13 protein-coding genes and 1 pseudogene are annotated in these 18,144 nt (G+C 33.5%); 10 read left to right on the top strand and 4 right to left on the bottom strand.

The window, feature by feature from the left end:
• The 3 genes and pseudogenes from HMPREF2706_RS04635 to ccpA form a co-directional block, all read left to right on the top strand.
• A pseudogene (locus HMPREF2706_RS04635) lies at window positions 1-1,004 on the top strand (smooth muscle caldesmon); the annotation flags it as partial.
• A gap of 259 nt (window positions 1,005-1,263) precedes the next feature.
• On the top strand, window positions 1,264-2,355 hold the full coding sequence (locus HMPREF2706_RS04630) for a bifunctional 3-deoxy-7-phosphoheptulonate synthase/chorismate mutase (protein WP_002434695.1): 1,092 nt from the start codon (window positions 1,264-1,266) through the stop codon (window positions 2,353-2,355).
• Window positions 2,356-2,645: 290 nt separating this feature from the next.
• Window positions 2,646-3,635, top strand: coding sequence for a catabolite control protein A (gene ccpA / locus HMPREF2706_RS04625; RefSeq protein ID WP_037549490.1), 990 nt, complete (start codon window positions 2,646-2,648; stop codon window positions 3,633-3,635).
• 102 nt (window positions 3,636-3,737) lie between these two features.
• On the opposite strand, the gene HMPREF2706_RS04620 is transcribed toward ccpA, so the two are convergent.
• Window positions 3,738-4,910, bottom strand: coding sequence for an acetoin utilization protein AcuC (locus HMPREF2706_RS04620; RefSeq protein WP_023350095.1), 1,173 nt, complete (start codon window positions 4,908-4,910; stop codon window positions 3,738-3,740).
• 102 nt (window positions 4,911-5,012) lie between these two features.
• On the bottom strand, window positions 5,013-5,645 hold the full coding sequence (locus HMPREF2706_RS04615; protein WP_037549484.1) for a GNAT family N-acetyltransferase: 633 nt from the start codon (window positions 5,643-5,645) through the stop codon (window positions 5,013-5,015).
• A gap of 173 nt (window positions 5,646-5,818) precedes the next feature.
• Between HMPREF2706_RS04615 and acsA the strand changes: the two genes are divergently transcribed.
• Both acsA and HMPREF2706_RS04605 read left to right on the top strand, forming a co-directional pair.
• A complete protein-coding gene (gene acsA, locus HMPREF2706_RS04610; protein WP_049427408.1) occupies window positions 5,819-7,528 on the top strand; it encodes an acetate--CoA ligase in 1,710 nt (569 codons plus the stop codon).
• A 203-nt stretch (window positions 7,529-7,731) separates the two neighbouring features.
• Window positions 7,732-9,399 carry a formate--tetrahydrofolate ligase gene (locus HMPREF2706_RS04605; protein WP_070597864.1) on the top strand — a complete coding sequence of 556 codons (1,668 nt, stop codon included), beginning with the start codon at window positions 7,732-7,734 and terminating at the stop codon, window positions 9,397-9,399.
• 77 nt (window positions 9,400-9,476) lie between these two features.
• Here the strand turns inward: HMPREF2706_RS04605 and HMPREF2706_RS04600 are convergent, their stop codons facing one another.
• Entirely contained in the window at window positions 9,477-10,391 is a 915-nt protein-coding gene (locus HMPREF2706_RS04600) for a transglycosylase domain-containing protein (protein ID WP_070862220.1), read from the bottom strand.
• Window positions 10,392-10,845: 454 nt separating this feature from the next.
• Between HMPREF2706_RS04600 and tyrS the strand changes: the two genes are divergently transcribed.
• From tyrS to HMPREF2706_RS04585, 3 genes are all read left to right on the top strand, one after another.
• Window positions 10,846-12,108, top strand: a complete 1,263-nt coding sequence (tyrS, locus tag HMPREF2706_RS04595; protein WP_002434727.1) for a tyrosine--tRNA ligase — start codon at window positions 10,846-10,848, stop codon at window positions 12,106-12,108.
• Between the two features lie 75 nt (window positions 12,109-12,183).
• Window positions 12,184-12,648, top strand: coding sequence for a MarR family transcriptional regulator (locus HMPREF2706_RS04590; protein WP_023350100.1), 465 nt, complete (start codon window positions 12,184-12,186; stop codon window positions 12,646-12,648).
• Between the two features lie 136 nt (window positions 12,649-12,784).
• A complete protein-coding gene (locus HMPREF2706_RS04585; RefSeq protein ID WP_049427420.1) occupies window positions 12,785-14,203 on the top strand; it encodes a DHA2 family efflux MFS transporter permease subunit in 1,419 nt (472 codons plus the stop codon).
• A gap of 67 nt (window positions 14,204-14,270) precedes the next feature.
• Here the strand turns inward: HMPREF2706_RS04585 and HMPREF2706_RS04580 are convergent, their stop codons facing one another.
• The gene (locus HMPREF2706_RS04580) at window positions 14,271-15,518 is read right to left on the bottom strand and encodes a S1C family serine protease (protein WP_049427423.1); all 1,248 of its coding nucleotides are present in this window, start codon (window positions 15,516-15,518) and stop codon (window positions 14,271-14,273) included.
• 216 nt (window positions 15,519-15,734) lie between these two features.
• Between HMPREF2706_RS04580 and HMPREF2706_RS04575 the strand changes: the two genes are divergently transcribed.
• Together HMPREF2706_RS04575 and nagE are read left to right on the top strand one after the other, a co-directional pair.
• On the top strand, window positions 15,735-16,358 hold the full coding sequence (locus HMPREF2706_RS04575) for a lysophospholipid acyltransferase family protein (protein WP_023350103.1): 624 nt from the start codon (window positions 15,735-15,737) through the stop codon (window positions 16,356-16,358).
• A gap of 261 nt (window positions 16,359-16,619) precedes the next feature.
• On the top strand, window positions 16,620-18,089 hold the full coding sequence (gene nagE / locus HMPREF2706_RS04570) for an N-acetylglucosamine-specific PTS transporter subunit IIBC (protein WP_037549463.1): 1,470 nt from the start codon (window positions 16,620-16,622) through the stop codon (window positions 18,087-18,089).
• Window positions 18,090-18,144 lie beyond the last annotated feature (55 nt).

Genomic DNA, 18,144 nt, shown 5'->3' with positions numbered 1-18,144 from the left:
CAAAATTAGCTGACCAGTCACCAGAAGCACAAGAGATACAGGAAGCTAAAGCCGAAGCACAAGAACAACAAAATAAACCATCAGCTACAGAATTAACAGCTCAACAAAATGCGATTCAACAAGAATCAAAATTAGCTGACCAGTCACCAGAAGCACAAGAAATACAGGAAGCTAAAGCTGAATCACATAAGGAAGATAGTCAAGAAGCATCACATATCGAAAGTGATAAAAAACCATCAGCTGAAGAAATAGCTATTGCTCAAACAGCTATTAAAAAAGAATCAAGTGATAATGATTTAGCTGATCCTACTACTAAAGAAGGCAAAAATGAAGATGCCCATCAAAAAACGCAAGCAAAAAATTTAGCTACAGCTGCTAAAACAAAAAACGATAAAATCACTAATGACAGCCAAGTTGCTAAAAATACAAATGATCTCACAAGTGAATCAAGTGTACCTAAATCTGCTGACAAAGAGGTACCTAATTTAGTTACAAAGAAAAATGAGAATGACACAGGTTCAAGTGATGGTTCATTTGCAAATCGACTAGCTACAGCTGCAAAAGCAAAAAAATCTAAACTAACTAAAGGATCTAAAGAATCACAGCTCACTGAAGCATTATTAGCTGAACCAGCATTACCTAAAGGTAAGAAAAATAATAATGTACCTAATCTTGTAACTCAAACTACTAAGCAATCAACAAACTCTAAAAAAGGTCAATCTTCTACCTCTAAAGAAGATAAAGTAAATAAATCACAAGAAAGTGCGACATTCGATAAAGGCGTAGTTACCCATGAGAATTCTATAAAAGGTACTCAAAAATCTAATAGTAAAGGTAACAAAACAAACGCAAAATCTAATAAAAAGGCAAATACAAGTAAAAAACAAAGTAATACGCCTAAACAAAACAACAGAACTCAAAAACAACAAAATCAATCAAATAATAATCAACAAAAAGTTGAGAAAGCAAATAGCAAGATTGAAAAACGTACATTCAATGATTAATTAAACTTACAATATATATTTAAGCTGAGGCATTATCATATTGTCTCAGCTTTTTTATTTTCTAATTCATAATTAAATGTTGAAAAGTTTTCACAAAATTGTATATTGTAGTTGAAGTTTTTAGAAAATTTTATATTTTCTGTAAACATGTGCTTGAACAATAAAAATGAAATTGTTAGAATTAAGTCTAAATACTTTTATTTTATCGCTTTAAAGTAATATACTTTCATACATAACTATATCTTAGAGGTGAGTAGAAATGACTAATAAATTGGAAGAATATAGAGAGGAAATTGTCTCATTAAACTATCAAATTTTAGATTTGTTATCTAAAAGAGGCGAGTTAGCTCAAAAAATTGGAGAAGAAAAAATTAAACAAGGAACTCAAGTATATGATCCTCAACGTGAAAAAGAAATGATTAATGATTTATTGGATCGAAATGAGGGTCCATTTAATGATAATGTAATCAAGCAGTTGTTTAAAGAAATTTTTAAAGCCTCTACTGATTTACAAAAATCTGAAAACGAAAAACATCTATACGTATCACGAAAATTAAAACCTGAAGATACTATTGTGAAATTTGATAATGGTGGCATTATTGGTGATGGTAATAAATCATTTGTATTTGGACCTTGTTCAGTTGAATCACAAGAACAAGTAGATGCTGTTGCTAAAGATTTACAATCTAGAGGAGAAAAATTTATTAGAGGTGGAGCATTTAAACCACGTACATCTCCTTATGATTTCCAAGGACTTGGTGTAGAAGGATTAAAAATCCTTAAAAATGTAAAAGATAAGTTTAATCTTAATGTAGTCAGTGAAATTGTAAATCCTAATGACTTTGAAGTAGCAGACGAATATTTAGATGTTTTCCAAATTGGTGCACGTAATATGCAGAACTTTGAACTGTTAAAAGAAGCTGGTCGCACAAACAAACCAATTCTTTTAAAACGAGGTCTATCTGCAACAATTGAAGAGTTTACTTATGCAGCTGAATACATTGCTTCTCAAGGCAACAGAAATATTATTTTATGTGAACGAGGAATACGTACATATGAAAAGGCGACTCGTAATACACTTGATATTTCTGCAGTACCTATTTTAAAACAAGGTACACACTTACCAGTAATGGTTGATGTAACTCATAGTACAGGCAGAAAAGATATTATGCTACCAACTGCAAAAGCAGCATTAGCCGTTGGTGCTGATGGCGTAATGGCTGAAGTTCATCCTGATCCATCAGTTGCATTAAGTGATGCTGGACAACAAATGGATTTGAATGAGTTTAATGATTTCTACAATGAACTTAAGCCACTTGCAGATATGTATAATGCTAAAAAGTTAAAATAAACATTTTGCAATCATTTATACTAAATTGACTACTCAGTTATTCTTTTCTTGAATAGTGATGTAGTCTTTTTATTTTTTAATGAATTTAACTTAAATTAAATTTTCAATTTTTATTTATTTAAAATTTTTAAGCGAAAAGTATATAATATAAATGAATTGCACTTGCTTTTTCTGACAGAAATGTGACAAAAGAACAAAATCATTTCACAATAACCATAAATATGATAAACTTTGAAAATGATATGAAAACACGATATTATAAGCAATGAAACGCTTACAAGGAGGAAATTATGACTGTAACGATTTATGATGTAGCTAGAGAAGCTCGTGTGTCGATGGCAACTGTATCACGTGTAGTTAACGGCAATCAAAACGTAAAACCTGAAACGAGAAACAAAGTCAATGAGGTCATCAAGAAGCTAAATTATAGACCTAACGCAGTTGCACGAGGACTTGCAAGTAAACGTACTACAACTGTAGGTGTGATAATTCCAGATATTTCAAATGTTTATTATTCACAACTCGCGCGAGGTCTTGAGGATATTGCAACAATGTATAAATATCACTCAATCATCTCCAATTCTGATAATGACCCTGAAAAAGAGAAAGAAATCTTTAATAATTTATTAAGTAAACAAGTTGATGGTATTATTTTCCTTGGTGGTACTATTTCAGAAGAAATTAAAGATTTAATTAATCAATCTTCAGTTCCAGTTGTGGTATCAGGAACAAATGGTAAAGATGATCATATTGCATCAGTTAATATTGATTTCAAACAAGCTGCTGAAGAAGCCACTCAACATATGATTGAAAAAGGTGCTAAGAAATTTGCACTTGTTGGTGGCGATTATTCTAAAAAAGCACAAGATGATGTATTACAAGGTTTAACAAAAGTTTTAAATCAACATCATTTAGAACTTGATGAGGCATTACATTTCTCTGGTAAAGAAAGCTATAAAGAGGGAATCAAAGCATTTGAAAAATTACAAAATAATATGCCTGATGCTATTCTTTCAATTAGTGACGAGCAGGCAATTGGTATTTTACACAGCGCATTAGATGCTGGGGTTAATGTACCTGAAGACTTACAAATTTTAAGCTTTAACAACACACGTTTAGTCGAAATGGTACGCCCACAACTATCTAGTGTTATACAACCACTATATGATATCGGTGCAGTAGGCATGAGATTATTGACAAAATATATGAATGAAGAAGACATTGAAGAACCAAATGTAATTCTTCCTCACAGAATAGAATATCGTGGAACGACTAATTAAAATTATAAATGATTGTTAAGTGAAGAGAAAACGTAAATATAAATTTTAAAAGGGTACTTGATGTTTCAACATGATTCATTGAGCACCCTTTTTAATATATTATTAAATATCGCTATAACGTTCATACCAACTTGCAACCTGTTTAGCAATTCTAAGATTTTTATCAGATATTTCTTTAGTTCTTGGAATATAAGCATAATCATTTAAACGATCTTCCCAGCGTTTTGGTAGTTTGACAGTACTATATAACTTCCATTTATTAATCCAATTTAACGGGAGGTAACCTTGTTGAATAGGCTCCCCGATTAAACTTAAAAAGACGTGACTCCAAGCTCGAGGGACAACTCTCCAAATATTATAACCTCCGCCCCCGAACATTAATACTTTATGATTACAATAGCGTTTTGCTAAATCTTGGATTATATATGGAATAGAATATAGGCTATTTAATGTACAGTTCATGTGTGTAAGTGGATCTCTATAATGGATATCTACACCATGAACGCTTAAAATGATATCAGGCTTAAAAGCTGCAACTAATGGTTCTACAGTTTCTTTAAATACCTCTAGATAAGAGGCATCTTCAGTATAAGGTTCAAGAGGCACATTTACCGTATAACCATATCCTATATCTTCACCACGTTCAGTATAATGACCAGAGCCCGGGAATAAAAATTTTCCTGTCTCATGAATGGAATAAGTCATAATTCTATTGTCTGTATAAAAGCTCCATTGTGTACCATCTCCATGATGTGCATCTGTATCAATAACCATGACGCGTTGATGATATTTTTCAACTAAATACTTTGCAGTTATAGCAACATCATTATAAATGCAAAAGCCATTCGCTCGTCCGGGTAGTGCGTGATGTAAACCACCACCGAGATGGCATCCATTAATAAATGTTCCATCCATGATACAATCCGCTAAATTAAGCGCTCCTCCTACAATCCGAGCGCTATGACGATGCATATGTTTAAATTGAAGCGTATCATCACCATTGAGTCCATATTTCTTTGCCTCGTGTTCACTTAATATACCATGTGATGCGTGACGAATAGCTTGAATATAATCATATTGATGAATTAATGCGAGTTCTTCATCTGTAGCTATACGTGGTATTACGATATGCTCATCCTTTAAAAAGTTCGCGTCCTTTAACAACTCAGTCGTTAGTTTAAGCCTCATTTGATTGAAAGGGTGTTCGTTACTAAAGCGGTATTGTAAGAGATCTTCAGAATAAACATAACCAGTACTTAAATTTTTATTTGGTATGATGCTCCCCCCGTAACAACATTCTCACTATTTTGATTAACTTTATTTGAATGCGAGATATTTAACTATGATACTTTTGAAATTAGATACTTTTGTAGTATGTCAAAAGAAGAATTTATTTTTATATCTAAGATCGTCAAAAGCTTGTTGTTGTGACAAAGTGATACGTTTGCCAATACGTGCCATTAAACAATTAGCAGGGTGGCTAGTGATTTCAGGATCATCTGTAGCAAAAATTTCTAATCCACCTTTAGACATTAACTTTTGCATCAGTTTCTTATACTCGAAAACATCTAGCTGTGCTTGATCCAAATCCCAATGCCAATAATATTCAGTAGTCAATACAATATAATCTTCAAATTCATCCGCAGATAAACTAGTCGCAATAAGCTCGCCACCTAAATGTAAGTGACGGTATGTAGGACTTATCTCTATGGCTCCTAGTTCAATTAAATAGGTCAAATGACCCTCGGACCATCTTTCGAATTCATCAGGATAATGATATGTCACATATCCCACGATATGCTTGTCTTGACGAATGATATAGACACGACCTTCAGGTAGTTCAGTAATCTCTAAAAGTGCTTCATACTGATCCTGAGGTAGGCGGAATGCATTAAGCTGGTTATCTAAAGTAAGCGTTTTCAAAAAATTGTACGAAATAGGTCCTTCAATGACAAAAGTAGTGTCACTTAGTTTAAGATTCTTAGTTACATAAGTTTTAACATGTCTCACGTTATCATCTCCTTATGCAGGTGACTTAACTTGTTATTAAACTTATTATATATAAAAAGGTTGTACATGAACAATTAAATAGTAATAGAATACAAAGATTTTTGAAAAATGTGAAAATTATATGTATAATTACTTTTAAAGAAAGCGATTTCATAAACAAGGGGGATTTAATTATGAAAGTTGAAGTGTATAAAAGAGAACCAGGGGATTATAATTTAGAGAATTATAATGAAGCATATCAAAATTTCGATTGGAAAGAGATAGAAAAATCATTTTCTTGGTATGAAACAGGAAAAATGAATATGGCGTATGAATGTATCGATCGTCATGTTGATAACGGAAAAGGGGAAAAAATAGCCTTAAATTATAAAGATGAGAAACGTAAAGAATCATACACTTATAGTGATTTAAAAAAGTTATCAAATCAAGCAGCTAATGTTCTTAAAGATAAGGCGGATGTTAAAAAAGGAGATCGCGTTTTTATCTTTATGTCTCGTACACCTGAATTATACTTTGCGTTCTTAGGTATTTTAAAAATTGGTGCGATTGTGGGTCCATTATTTGAAGCGTTCATGGAGAAGGCTGTAGCAGATCGTTTAGCTAATAGTGAAGCTAAAGTAGTCATTACGAATAAAGCATTACTTCCTAGAATTCCGAAAGATAAATTACCTCATTTAGAAACAATCATTGTTGTAGATGATGACGTTGATGGTGAATACATTGATTTTAATAAAGAAATGGGACAAGCTAGCGAGGAATTTAATATTGAGTGGCTAGCGCCAGATGATGGATTAATTCTTCACTATACATCAGGTTCTACAGGACAACCTAAGGGTGTATTGCACGTCCAACAAGCAATGCTATTACATTATATCTCAGGAAAATACGTATTAGATTTAAAAGAAGATGATGTTTATTGGTGCACTGCTGATCCAGGATGGGTAACTGGTACATCTTACGGAGTCTTTGCTCCTTGGTTAAATGGGGTTACGAATTGCATAGCCGGTGGGCGATTCTCACCTGAATCTTGGTATAGCATGTTAGAAGAATTTAAAGTTACGATATGGTATACCGCACCAACAGCACTTCGTATGTTAATGAGTGCTGGAGACGATATCGTTGAAAAATACGATTTATCATCTGTACGGTCAATTTTATCTGTAGGAGAACCACTAAATCCAGAAGTAATAAAATGGGCGAAAGATGTCTATGATAAACGTGTTTTAGATACATGGTGGATGACTGAAACAGGTGGACATATGATTGTAAATTACCCAACTATGGATATTAAACTAGGTTCTATGGGTAAACCACTACCTGGTATTGAGGCAGCAATCATAGATGATGAAGGTAATGAACTCCCACCTAATCGTATGGGTAATTTAGCAATTAAGAAGGGTTGGCCTTCTATGATGCATTCTATTTGGAAAAATCCTGAAAAGTTTAACTCATACTTTATCGGAGATTGGTATGTTTCTGGTGACTCTGCTTATAAAGATGAGGATGGATACTACTGGTTCCAAGGACGAGTTGATGACGTTATTATGACAGCCGGAGAACGTGTTGGACCATTTGAGGTTGAGTCAAAATTAGTAGAACATGAAGCCGTAGCGGAAGCAGGTGTTATTGGTAAACCTGATCCAGTTCGTGGAGAAATTATTAAAGCCTTCGTTGCATTAAGACAAGGATATGAACCATCAGATGATTTAAAAGAAGATATCCGTAAATATGTTAAAGAAGGGTTATCAGCACATGCTGCGCCTAGAGAAATTGAATTTAAAGACAAGTTGCCAAAAACACGTTCAGGTAAAATTATGAGACGTGTGCTTAAAGCTTGGGAATTAGATTTAGATGCAGGTGATTTGAGTACAATGGAAGATTAAAATTAATAATTGAGAGCTAAAGTATCAGCTTTAGCTCTCATTTTCAAATAAGTTAAAGTCATTCTTAAGAACGAACATTGATTTGAATAATTCTTGAAATATTCGACAATTGAAATTAAGTCGGTTATCATAAACCATATAAGACGTATCAAAAATAATTTAATATTAATTAATACTACATAATGATCAAGGGGTTGAATCGTTTGGCACATTTATCAGATTTAGAGATTGCAAATCAATCACAATTAAAACCTATTGGAGAAATTGCTGATAAAGCAGGTATATCTGCAGATGCACTTGAACAATATGGACACTATAAAGCTAAAATAGATATTAATCAGATTAAACCTAGAGAGAAAAAAGGTAAAGTTGTATTAGTGACTGCTATGAGTCCTACGCCAGCTGGAGAAGGAAAATCCACAGTTACAGTAGGTTTAGCAGATGCATTTAATGAGTTAAAACAAAACGTGATGGTCGCATTACGTGAACCAGCGCTTGGACCAACTTTTGGTATTAAAGGTGGTGCCACAGGTGGAGGATATGCACAAGTATTACCAATGGAAGATATTAACCTACATTTCAATGGTGATTTTCATGCAATAACAACTGCAAATAATGCATTATCTGCATTTATTGATAACCATCTACATCAAGGTAATGAATTAGGCATTGATCAACGTCGTATCGAGTGGAAACGTGTATTAGATATGAATGATCGTGCACTTCGTTATGTAAATGTTGGATTGGGTGGGCCAACAAATGGTGTTCCAAGAGAAGATGGTTTTAATATTACAGTGGCATCAGAGATAATGGCGATTTTATGCTTAAGTCGTAGTATTAAGGATTTAAAAGAAAAAATTAGTCGTATTACTATCGGTTATACTAGAGATCGTAAACCCGTAACAGTTCAAGATTTAAAAGTAGAAGGGGCACTTGCGTTAATACTTAAAGATGCAATTAAACCCAATTTAGTTCAAACGATAGAAGGTACACCAGCACTTGTGCACGGTGGACCATTTGCTAATATCGCACATGGTTGTAACTCTATATTAGCTACTGAAACAGCTAGGAATTTAGCAGATATCGTTGTTACGGAAGCTGGCTTCGGTTCAGATTTAGGTGCTGAAAAGTTTATCAATATTAAATCACGCGAGGCAGGCTTTGAACCATCAGCGGTAGTGGTAGTTGCTACGATTCGAGCACTAAAAATGCATGGTGGTGTTGCTAAAGATCAACTTAAAGAGGAAAACCTAGAAGCGGTTAAAGCGGGTATTGTAAACCTTGAACGTCACGTTAACAATGTGAAGAAATATGGCCTTGAACCTGTTATCGCTTTAAATGCATTTATACATGATACGGAAGCAGAAACTGAGTTTGTTAAACAATGGGCTCAAGAACAAGGTGTACGCATTGCGTTAACTGAAGTATGGGAAAAAGGCGGTAAAGGTGGAGTTGATTTAGCTCATCACGTACTTGAAGTCATTGATCAGCCTCAAACATTTAAACACTTATATGAATTAGAACAACCACTTGAAAGTAAAATTGAAACAATCGTTAAAGAAATTTATGGTGGTTCAAAAGTTACGTTCAGTAGTAAGGCTCAAAAGCAATTAAAGCAATTTAAAGAAAATGGATGGGACAATTATCCAGTGTGCATGGCTAAAACACAATATTCATTCAGTGATGATCAAACAGCATTAGGTGCTCCAACAGATTTTGAAATTACAATCAGAGAACTAGAAGCAAAAACAGGTGCAGGATTTATTGTAGCGTTAACTGGTGCAATTATGATAATGCCAGGTTTACCTAAGAAACCAGCTGCACTTAATATGGATGTTACTGATGATGGACAAGCGATTGGACTATTCTAATTTTTAAACAATACATTTCTAAAGATAATAAGCACTAGTGATTTTACAAGTCACTAGTGCTTTTTTACTTATTATGACTACGCACCTTGTTGAGGAGGGTGAGTGAGTAAGTGTGATTTAATACGATACTTTTTCGCTTTAATGTATTGTTTTTTTGAAATTTTGCGCTCCACAAGCATACGCTTTAAAACATAACGCTGACGGTGAATACTATAATGTAATATCCGATTACTTTTTAAATTACCTTGGTTATCATACGGAGTATAACCATAAGGACTTTGTAAGAGTCCTACTAAATAAGCGGACTGAGCAATGTTTAAATCTTTGGCAGCTACACCAAATAAGCTATATGAAGCTGATGCTATACCAGTAATATTGGCCCCATTATAATCATGACCAAACGGAACAATATTCAGATAAGTATATATGATTTCGTTTTTAGATAGAAGTTTCTCAAGTCTCATAGCCAAAATAATTTCATTTGCTTTTCTACTATATGTCTTTTTATCTGTTAAAACTTGGTTTTTAATTAGTTGTTGTGTAATCGTACTACCACCTGATGTTTCATTTGCATCAATAATATCTTGATACATTGCTCTCATTAATGCTTTAGGTAAGATACCATTATGTTTATAGAAGAGAGTATCTTCAGATGAGGTAAGTGCTTTTATCACATTCGGATTTACAGATTTAGGTCCCACAATCAGAGTATTAAGAGAATGATCATATTCTTCTAAAATATGTTTGTTACTATGATTTATTAGTTCATCGCCTGGAAGGTGTAACACTTTCTGCTTTAACTCTTTATCACTAATAGAGGACGCTTCCTTAGTTAAATGATGGAAGTATATCACTAATGCTAAAATCAATGCGATTCCAATTATGGAGAATACAACAGAAATGCCTACACAAATATGTTTGATTTTCTTATAAATACGTTCGAATTGCACATATCTATCCGTAGATTGTGAAATATTCTTATTGTTGTGCATCGTATACCTCCTAAATTTAGGTATAGTATACCATATTCATGAAGTTGACTTTTAAAATAATGTTATCTATAATTAAATTCAATTCAATATGTTTTGGATACGAGGAGAAGTAGCATTTAAGGAAGATTACAGAGAGTTAGTGGTCGCTGCGAACTAGCATTTGCTTATATGTGAATACACCTCTATAAAGTTATTCAACGTTTCATTAATGAACGTCTCATTAATAAAGTTTTTCAAGAGTACATAAACTCTTGTTAAAGTATGGTGGTACCGTGCATAAGCGCCCTTACATGTTAAGATGTAAGGGCTTTTTTATTTGATTTATATTAAAAATTTATTTTTGAAAAATAAATTAAATGCAATATCAAATACTTTTTATTAAATTACACACTCACGAGTAACCATTTTCAAAACAAAATAATAACTATAAAAATATTAAGGGAGGATGTTAGCAATGGCTAATGCATTAATTGAAGATTTAAAATGGAGAGGTTTAATATATCAACAAACTGACGAACAAGGTATTGAAGATTTATTAAATAAAGAACAAGTTACTTTATATTGTGGTGCTGACCCTACTGCAGATAGTTTACACATTGGACATTTACTACCATTCCTAACATTAAGACGTTTCCAAGAACATGGTCATCGTCCAATCGTGCTTATCGGTGGCGGTACAGGTATGATTGGTGATCCATCTGGTAAATCTGAAGAACGTGTTTTACAAACTGAAGAACAAGTGGAAGCTAACGTACAAGGGTTATCAAAGCAAATGCATCGCTTATTTGAATTTGGTACTGATAAAGGTGCGGTTTTAGTCAACAATAAAGATTGGCTTGGACAAATATCTTTAATTAGCTTTTTACGTGATTATGGTAAACATGTAGGCGTCAACTACATGTTAGGTAAAGATTCCATTCAAACACGTTTAGAACACGGTATTTCTTATACTGAATTCACTTATACTATTTTACAAGCTATCGATTTCGGTCATTTAAATCGTGAATTAAATTGTAAAATTCAAGTTGGTGGCTCAGATCAATGGGGTAACATTACAAGTGGTATCGAATTAATGCGCCGTATGTACGGTCAAACTGAAGCGTTTGGTCTTACAATCCCATTAGTAACTAAATCTGACGGTAAGAAATTTGGTAAATCAGAGTCAGGCGCGGTGTGGCTAGACCCTGAAAAGACAAGTCCATATGAATTCTATCAATTCTGGATTAACCAATCTGATGAAGATGTGATTAAATTCTTAAAATACTTTACTTTTTTAGATAAAGAAGAGATTGATCGTTTAGAACAATCTAAAGAAGAGGCGCCACATCTTCGTGAAGCTCAAAAAGCATTAGCAGAAAACGTAACTAAATTTATTCATGGTGAGGAAGCGCTAAATGATGCGATTAGAATTTCTAAAGCTTTATTTAGCGGTGACTTGAAATCATTAACTGGTAAAGAATTAAAAGAAGGTTTCAAAGATGTACCTCAAGTTTCATTATCTTCTGAAACAACAAATATTATTGAAGCGTTAATTGAAACAGGTATTGCTACATCTAAACGACAAGCACGTGAAGATGTTAATAATGGTGCTATCTATATTAATGGCGAACGTCAACAGTCAGTTGATTATGAATTAAGCAATGACGATAAAATTGATAATGAGTTTACAATTATTCGTCGTGGTAAGAAAAAATATTTCATGGTTAATTATCAATAAGTGATGTGTAAAAAATGACCTCCTAATCATCTCATTGGTTGGGAGGTTTATTTTCAATAATAGGAGGTGCGTAGTGTGAATAAAGAACAATTGATGATGAAAAATTTTCGGGATATCTTTAATAAAATTGCTTGGCTAAACAAAGGAAAAATGGAAGAAGCGCTTAAAGGAAATAAACCAAGTGAAGTGCATTGTATTGAAGCAATTGAAGAGCTTAACGAACCTAATGTAAGGCGATTAACAGAAGCATTATTTATGACACGAGGCGCGATAAGTAAACTTACGAAACGTCTTGAGCAAAGAGGCTTAATAGAGAGTTATAAAAATCCTAATAATAAAAAGGAAGTTTATTTTCGGTTGACCGAAGCGGGTCAGCAAATTTACCAAACCCATGAAGAACTTCATAAAGAATTTCAACGTAGGGATCAAGAGGTGTTTGATAATATCACCGAAGACGAATTTAAATCAATGATGCGTTTTGCCGAAAAATATAATGCGCACCTTGATCATGAAATAAAAAAGCAAGGATTATTACATTAAATATGGGGATATTGTAATTTCTTAAATACAATGAAATTGCAGTATCCTAAATTTTTACCGAATTATTGTTGATAAAGAAACAAAACGAGTGTATATTTTGTTGACGAAGAAACAATTTGAACGAAGGAGAATTCAAATGGCAACATCTCATTCTCAATCCAATGGTGTCACTAAAGAGGTAATGACTGCAGCTTGGGCAATTGCTTTAGGCGCCATCGCTCCAATGTTAGATTCAACAATGATAAATATTGCTATTAAACAACTTAATCATACATTTAATAGTTCTCTAGATATTGTTCAGTGGGGAATTACAGGTTACGTATTAGCGCTCGCCATTGCTGTACCATTGTCCGGTTGGTTTATGAATCAATTTAATGGAAAGAAGGTTTTTATTTTAGCAATGGCCGCTTTTGGCTTAACTTCTATATTAGCTGGAGTGAGTTGGAATATTATCGTATTTAATATCTTTAGAATTTTACAAGGATTTAGTGCGGGAGTTATCACAACTTTAATGTTTACATTACTTGTGAAAACAGCAGGGCAAGACCATATTGGTAAGGTTATGGCAGTGGTTAGTACGCCCATGATCTTCGGTCCTATATTGGGCCCTGTTCTTGGAGGATTTATTATCCATTTTGCGAGCTGGCGTTGGATATTTTTTATTAATATCTTTATCGTTATCATTGCAATACCATTGATGAATAAATATGTACCTCAATTTGAACCATTTAATAAAGACAGTAAATTAGATGTAATTGGAATATTATTATTATCATTTATGAGTATCAGCATAATCTATGGTGTGACGAAAGCTTCTGATGATGGTACATTCTTTACTTTGAAACCAATGATATATATTATCATGGGAATACTTTTAACGATTACTTATTGTATTTATAATCGTCTAAGACATTATCATACAGTTCTGCCAATCAATTTATTTACACAAAAGAACTATGCTGCGTCATCTATTGGATTGTTACTTGCCAATATAGGAATTATGGGACCAATGTTAATTATTCCATTATTCTTCCAGAACTTTAAACATTATACTGCTATTGAAGCTTCTTTAGCTTTAATACCTCAAGGTCTAGGTATGTTAATTACAAGACCTTATATTGGGAAAATGATTGACCAAATCGGTGCGAAATATGTTGTCATAGTGAGCATTATTATAGCCATGTTTGGTACAGTGCCATTGATGTTCGTTTCAAATCACACGCATATTGTATGGTTGTCTTTGATACTTTTTATAAGAGGATGTAGCGTAGGCGGGATAAATCTTGGTCTTACAAGCGATGCTTATCAAGGCATTGACGATAAACAAATTGCCGAAGCGGGTGTAGGGATTAATATGATTGAAAATATTGGTTCTAGTCTAGGTACAGCCATTATCGCAACTGTAGTAGCATCTATGTTAGCACTAAATCATCCATCAATTTTTCAAAGTTTAAGAGCTTATCATGCAGGTTTCTTAGTCTCAACTATAGCATTGTTACTTATCGTTTTACCTGCGTTATTTCTTACGCATAAATCCAATGAAATTGAATTATAAATACAGAAAAGCCAAGAGACACTATTATTAATGTCTCTTGGCTTATTTGATTATTAAGGTCAAACAATTATTGCGCAAATTGACTTTGAGATTGTGATGATGAAGTTCGTGTCTGTTCTTTCAATTTCACTTCAATATCTTTAGTCTTGCCATCTCTAATGACTGTTAAGGTAATCGTTTCACCAGGTTTTTTATGTTCGTAAAGATATGATCTTAAATCAGTATCTTCCTTGACTTTCTTACCATCTACTTGAGTAATAATGTCTCCTTTTTTAACATTATTACTATTATCCGCTTTAGCAACATAAACCCCAGAATCCTTTGTTGTATGCAACTCTTTACGATAAGATTCAGGTATTTCACTAAGGTTGATTAATCCTATTCCTATAGAAGGGCGTTCAATTTTACCATGTTTAACGAGTTGTTCAATCGTGACTTTAACCTCATTACTTGGTATAGCAAACCCTATACCTTCTACTTGCTCGGAAGCAATTTTCATAGAATTAATACCCACTAAATTACCGTTGATATCAACTAACGCACCACCAGAGTTACCAGGGTTAATAGCCGCATCAGTTTGTAAAACATTAACTTTAGTATTACCTGCAGATGTATTGGCACCAATAGTTCGTTCACTCGCTGAAATAATTCCCGAAGTAACTGAATTGGCGAACTCTAAACCAAGTGGGTTACCCATTGCGAAGACGCTATCTCCAGTCTGTACTTTAGATGAGTTAGCGAATTTGATAGACTTAATACCTTTAGTGTCCTCAATCTTAAGAACTGCAATATCAGTAAGAGCGTCTTTACCAATTAACTTCGCTTTTACCTGCTTGGAGTTATGTAACTGTACTTTAATTTCGGATGCACCATCGACGACATGATTATTTGTAACGATGTAAGCTGAACCATTGCTGATTTGATAGATAACACCAGAACCAATACCTGCTTCTTCAGGTTTTGATGATTTGCCTTTTAGTAAATCATCTAAGCTTGAAGATTTTTGCATATTAATAACTCCAACTATGGCCGGTGACACATCCTTAATCATATCGTGAACCGACGTGTATTTATCACTTTTACCATCAAGTTGGTTACCGCCCTTACTATTTGATACCTCTTGAACAGATGCACCATCATGATTGAGAACAGTATGATTAAGAACCTTTCCTATACCTAATACAAGTAGTGCACCAATAATTCCCGCAATAAGCGCAACTATAATTGTCTTAAACCAAGGAAATTTGGGCTTTTTATTGTATGAAGGACGTTGGTAATTGTCGTGTGACTGATGTTGTTGTGTTTGATCTGACATATGTAACCTCCAAATAATATTCTCTTCTATCTAATTATGTAATTTTTTTAAGAATTTGGCTAGTAAACGGCTATCAGACTTTAGACGTATTTTGAAAGGTAGTTCAATTTTAAAAATGATAACTTTAATCACGTAAGAGGGACGTCTATTGTTCTCGATTAAGGGAAATGATAAAATTTATATGTTAAAAAACAAAATCAAGAAGCGGGTGACATAATGTACAGCATTATAAGTAAAATTTTAGACGTCATTTTAGTCAAAATGGCTAAATCGTTATATGTAATTGGAAAAGAAAATATTCCTAAAGATAGTAAATATGTAGTGACTTGTACACATGAAAGCTATAATGAAGTGATTATGTTAGGTATGGCATTACTACCAAATCAAATTCATTATATGGCTAAAAAAGAATTATTTAGTAATAAATGGGGCGGTAAATTCTTAAGCTCTTTAAATGCCTTCCCTGTAGATAGAGAGAATCCAGGTCCAAGCACATTAAAAAGACCTATCAATCTACTTAAAGAACATAAAACAGTTGGTATCTTCCCAACAGGTCACCGTACATCTATGGAAGGTGCACCATTAAAACGTGGTGCTGCAACTATAGCAATGTTAGGTAAAGCACCAATTTTACCGGCTGCATATGTAGGTCCTAAAAAAATTCATGGCTTAATTACAGGACAAGCGATGATAAAAATTGGTGAACCAATTGATACAACTGATATTCCAAAAGATTTAAAACGAAATGAAAAAGTAGAATATCTTACTAAAGAAATAGAAAAACGCACAAATCAATTACAAAAAGAACTCAATGAGATTGCTAAACGTTTAGAGGACTAATTTAAGTAAGTTATAAACGCTTTGTATATGAGAACGTCAATTAACCTAGATTTGAAAATTGACGTTCTTAAATTTTTGATGATAAATAAAACGTTTACATGTAAAAGGCATAAACTCACGAAATAGTTATAATTAATTAAAAATAGTGCATCTCTAAAGTCTTATTTTATGGTAAATTAATTAAGTAAAATTAATTATTAATATATGAAAAGCATTTCAATGTTTAATGTAATTTGAAATTTTATTAGAGGGATGATGTTCATGTACAAATTTTTTCAAAACTTAGGTAGGTCGTTAATGCTACCTGTTGCAGTATTACCTGCTGCAGCAATTATTGTAGGGATAGGTCACGTGCTAGACGCGCTATCAATTTTGCCACAAGTTGCAATGTTCTTTACAAGTGTAGGGGAAACGATACTCGAACAACTAGGAATATTATTTGCGATTGGTGTTGCGATAGGTATGGCTAAGAAAAATGATGGTGCAGTTGCATTAGCTGCGACTTTAGGATTTTTCATAGTCACAGTCGTGCTATCGCCTAAAAAACTAGCACCTCTATTACAAGTAAAAACGACAGATGTTAATAGTGCTTTTGAGCAAATGACAAATGGGAATGTCTTTGTAGGAATTTTAATTGGTTTAATTGCAGCATTTTGCTATAACAAATTTAGTGAAACTGAATTGCCTGTGGCACTGTCATTCTTTAGTGGTAAACGTTTAGTACCTATCATGACCGCTTTTTTCTGTACATTTTTAGCTATTGTTTTACTTTTTGTATGGCCACCAGTATTTAACGCAATTGTTACTTTTGGTAAATGGATAGTAGGTATGGGACCATTTGGTGCATTGTTATATGGTTTCTTTAACCGTTTGCTTATACCAACTGGATTACATCATGCATTAAATAATGTATTCTGGTTTGATACTGCCGGAATCAATGACATAGGTAAATTCCAAAGTGGTAAAGATGCAGTTAAAGGTATTACTGGTCGTTATCAAGCAGGGTTCTTTCCTGTAATGATGTTTGGTATACCAGCGGCCGCGCTTGCGATGTATCATACAGCGAAATCTAGTCAGAAAAAACAAGTCTACGCTTGGTTCTTAGCAAGTTCTATTTCTGCTTTCTTTGTTGGAGTAACTGAACCAATTGAATTTGCTTTTATGTTTGTTGCACCAGTTTTATTTGTCATTCATGCTGCGTTAACAGGGTTATCGCTATTTATAGCGGCTATCTTTCACTGGACAGCTGGTTTCTCATTTAGCGCTGGGTTGATTGACTTTGTCTTGTCACTCGTTAACCCAGTGTCAAATAAGCCATGGATGTTACTAGTTCAAGGTATCATATTCTTTATTTTATATTACGCTATTTTTAGATTTGTCATCCAAGTGTTTAACTTGAATACAATTGGTCGAGGGGATAATGAACTTGCGGATCCAACGGCTAACGCTACGTCTGAAAATAATTCTGCTACATATTCAGAATCTAAAGGCAAATACTATCATACAGCCTCACAAATTTTAGATGGACTAGGCGGCAGTGATAATATTTCAAGTTTAACAAACTGTGCTACGCGTTTAAGAATGGAATTAAATGATAATTCTATTATAGATGAACAGAAAATTAAAAATGCAGGTGCAGTAGGGGTTACTAAAAGTGGTAAACACTCAACACAAGTGATTATTGGTACACATGTTCAACAAGTTGCAGATGAAATAGAGAAACAAATGTAATAGTTATCAGAATATCTGATGGAAGGGCAAATCTATTGAAGGTTTGCCCTTTTAA

The organism is Staphylococcus sp. HMSC067F07 (assembly GCF_001837405.1).
GTDB lineage: Bacteria > Bacillota > Bacilli > Staphylococcales > Staphylococcaceae > Staphylococcus > Staphylococcus capitis.
Note: the sequence above shows the minus strand (reverse complement) of the source record. Positions and strands in the feature narration are given on the sequence as shown.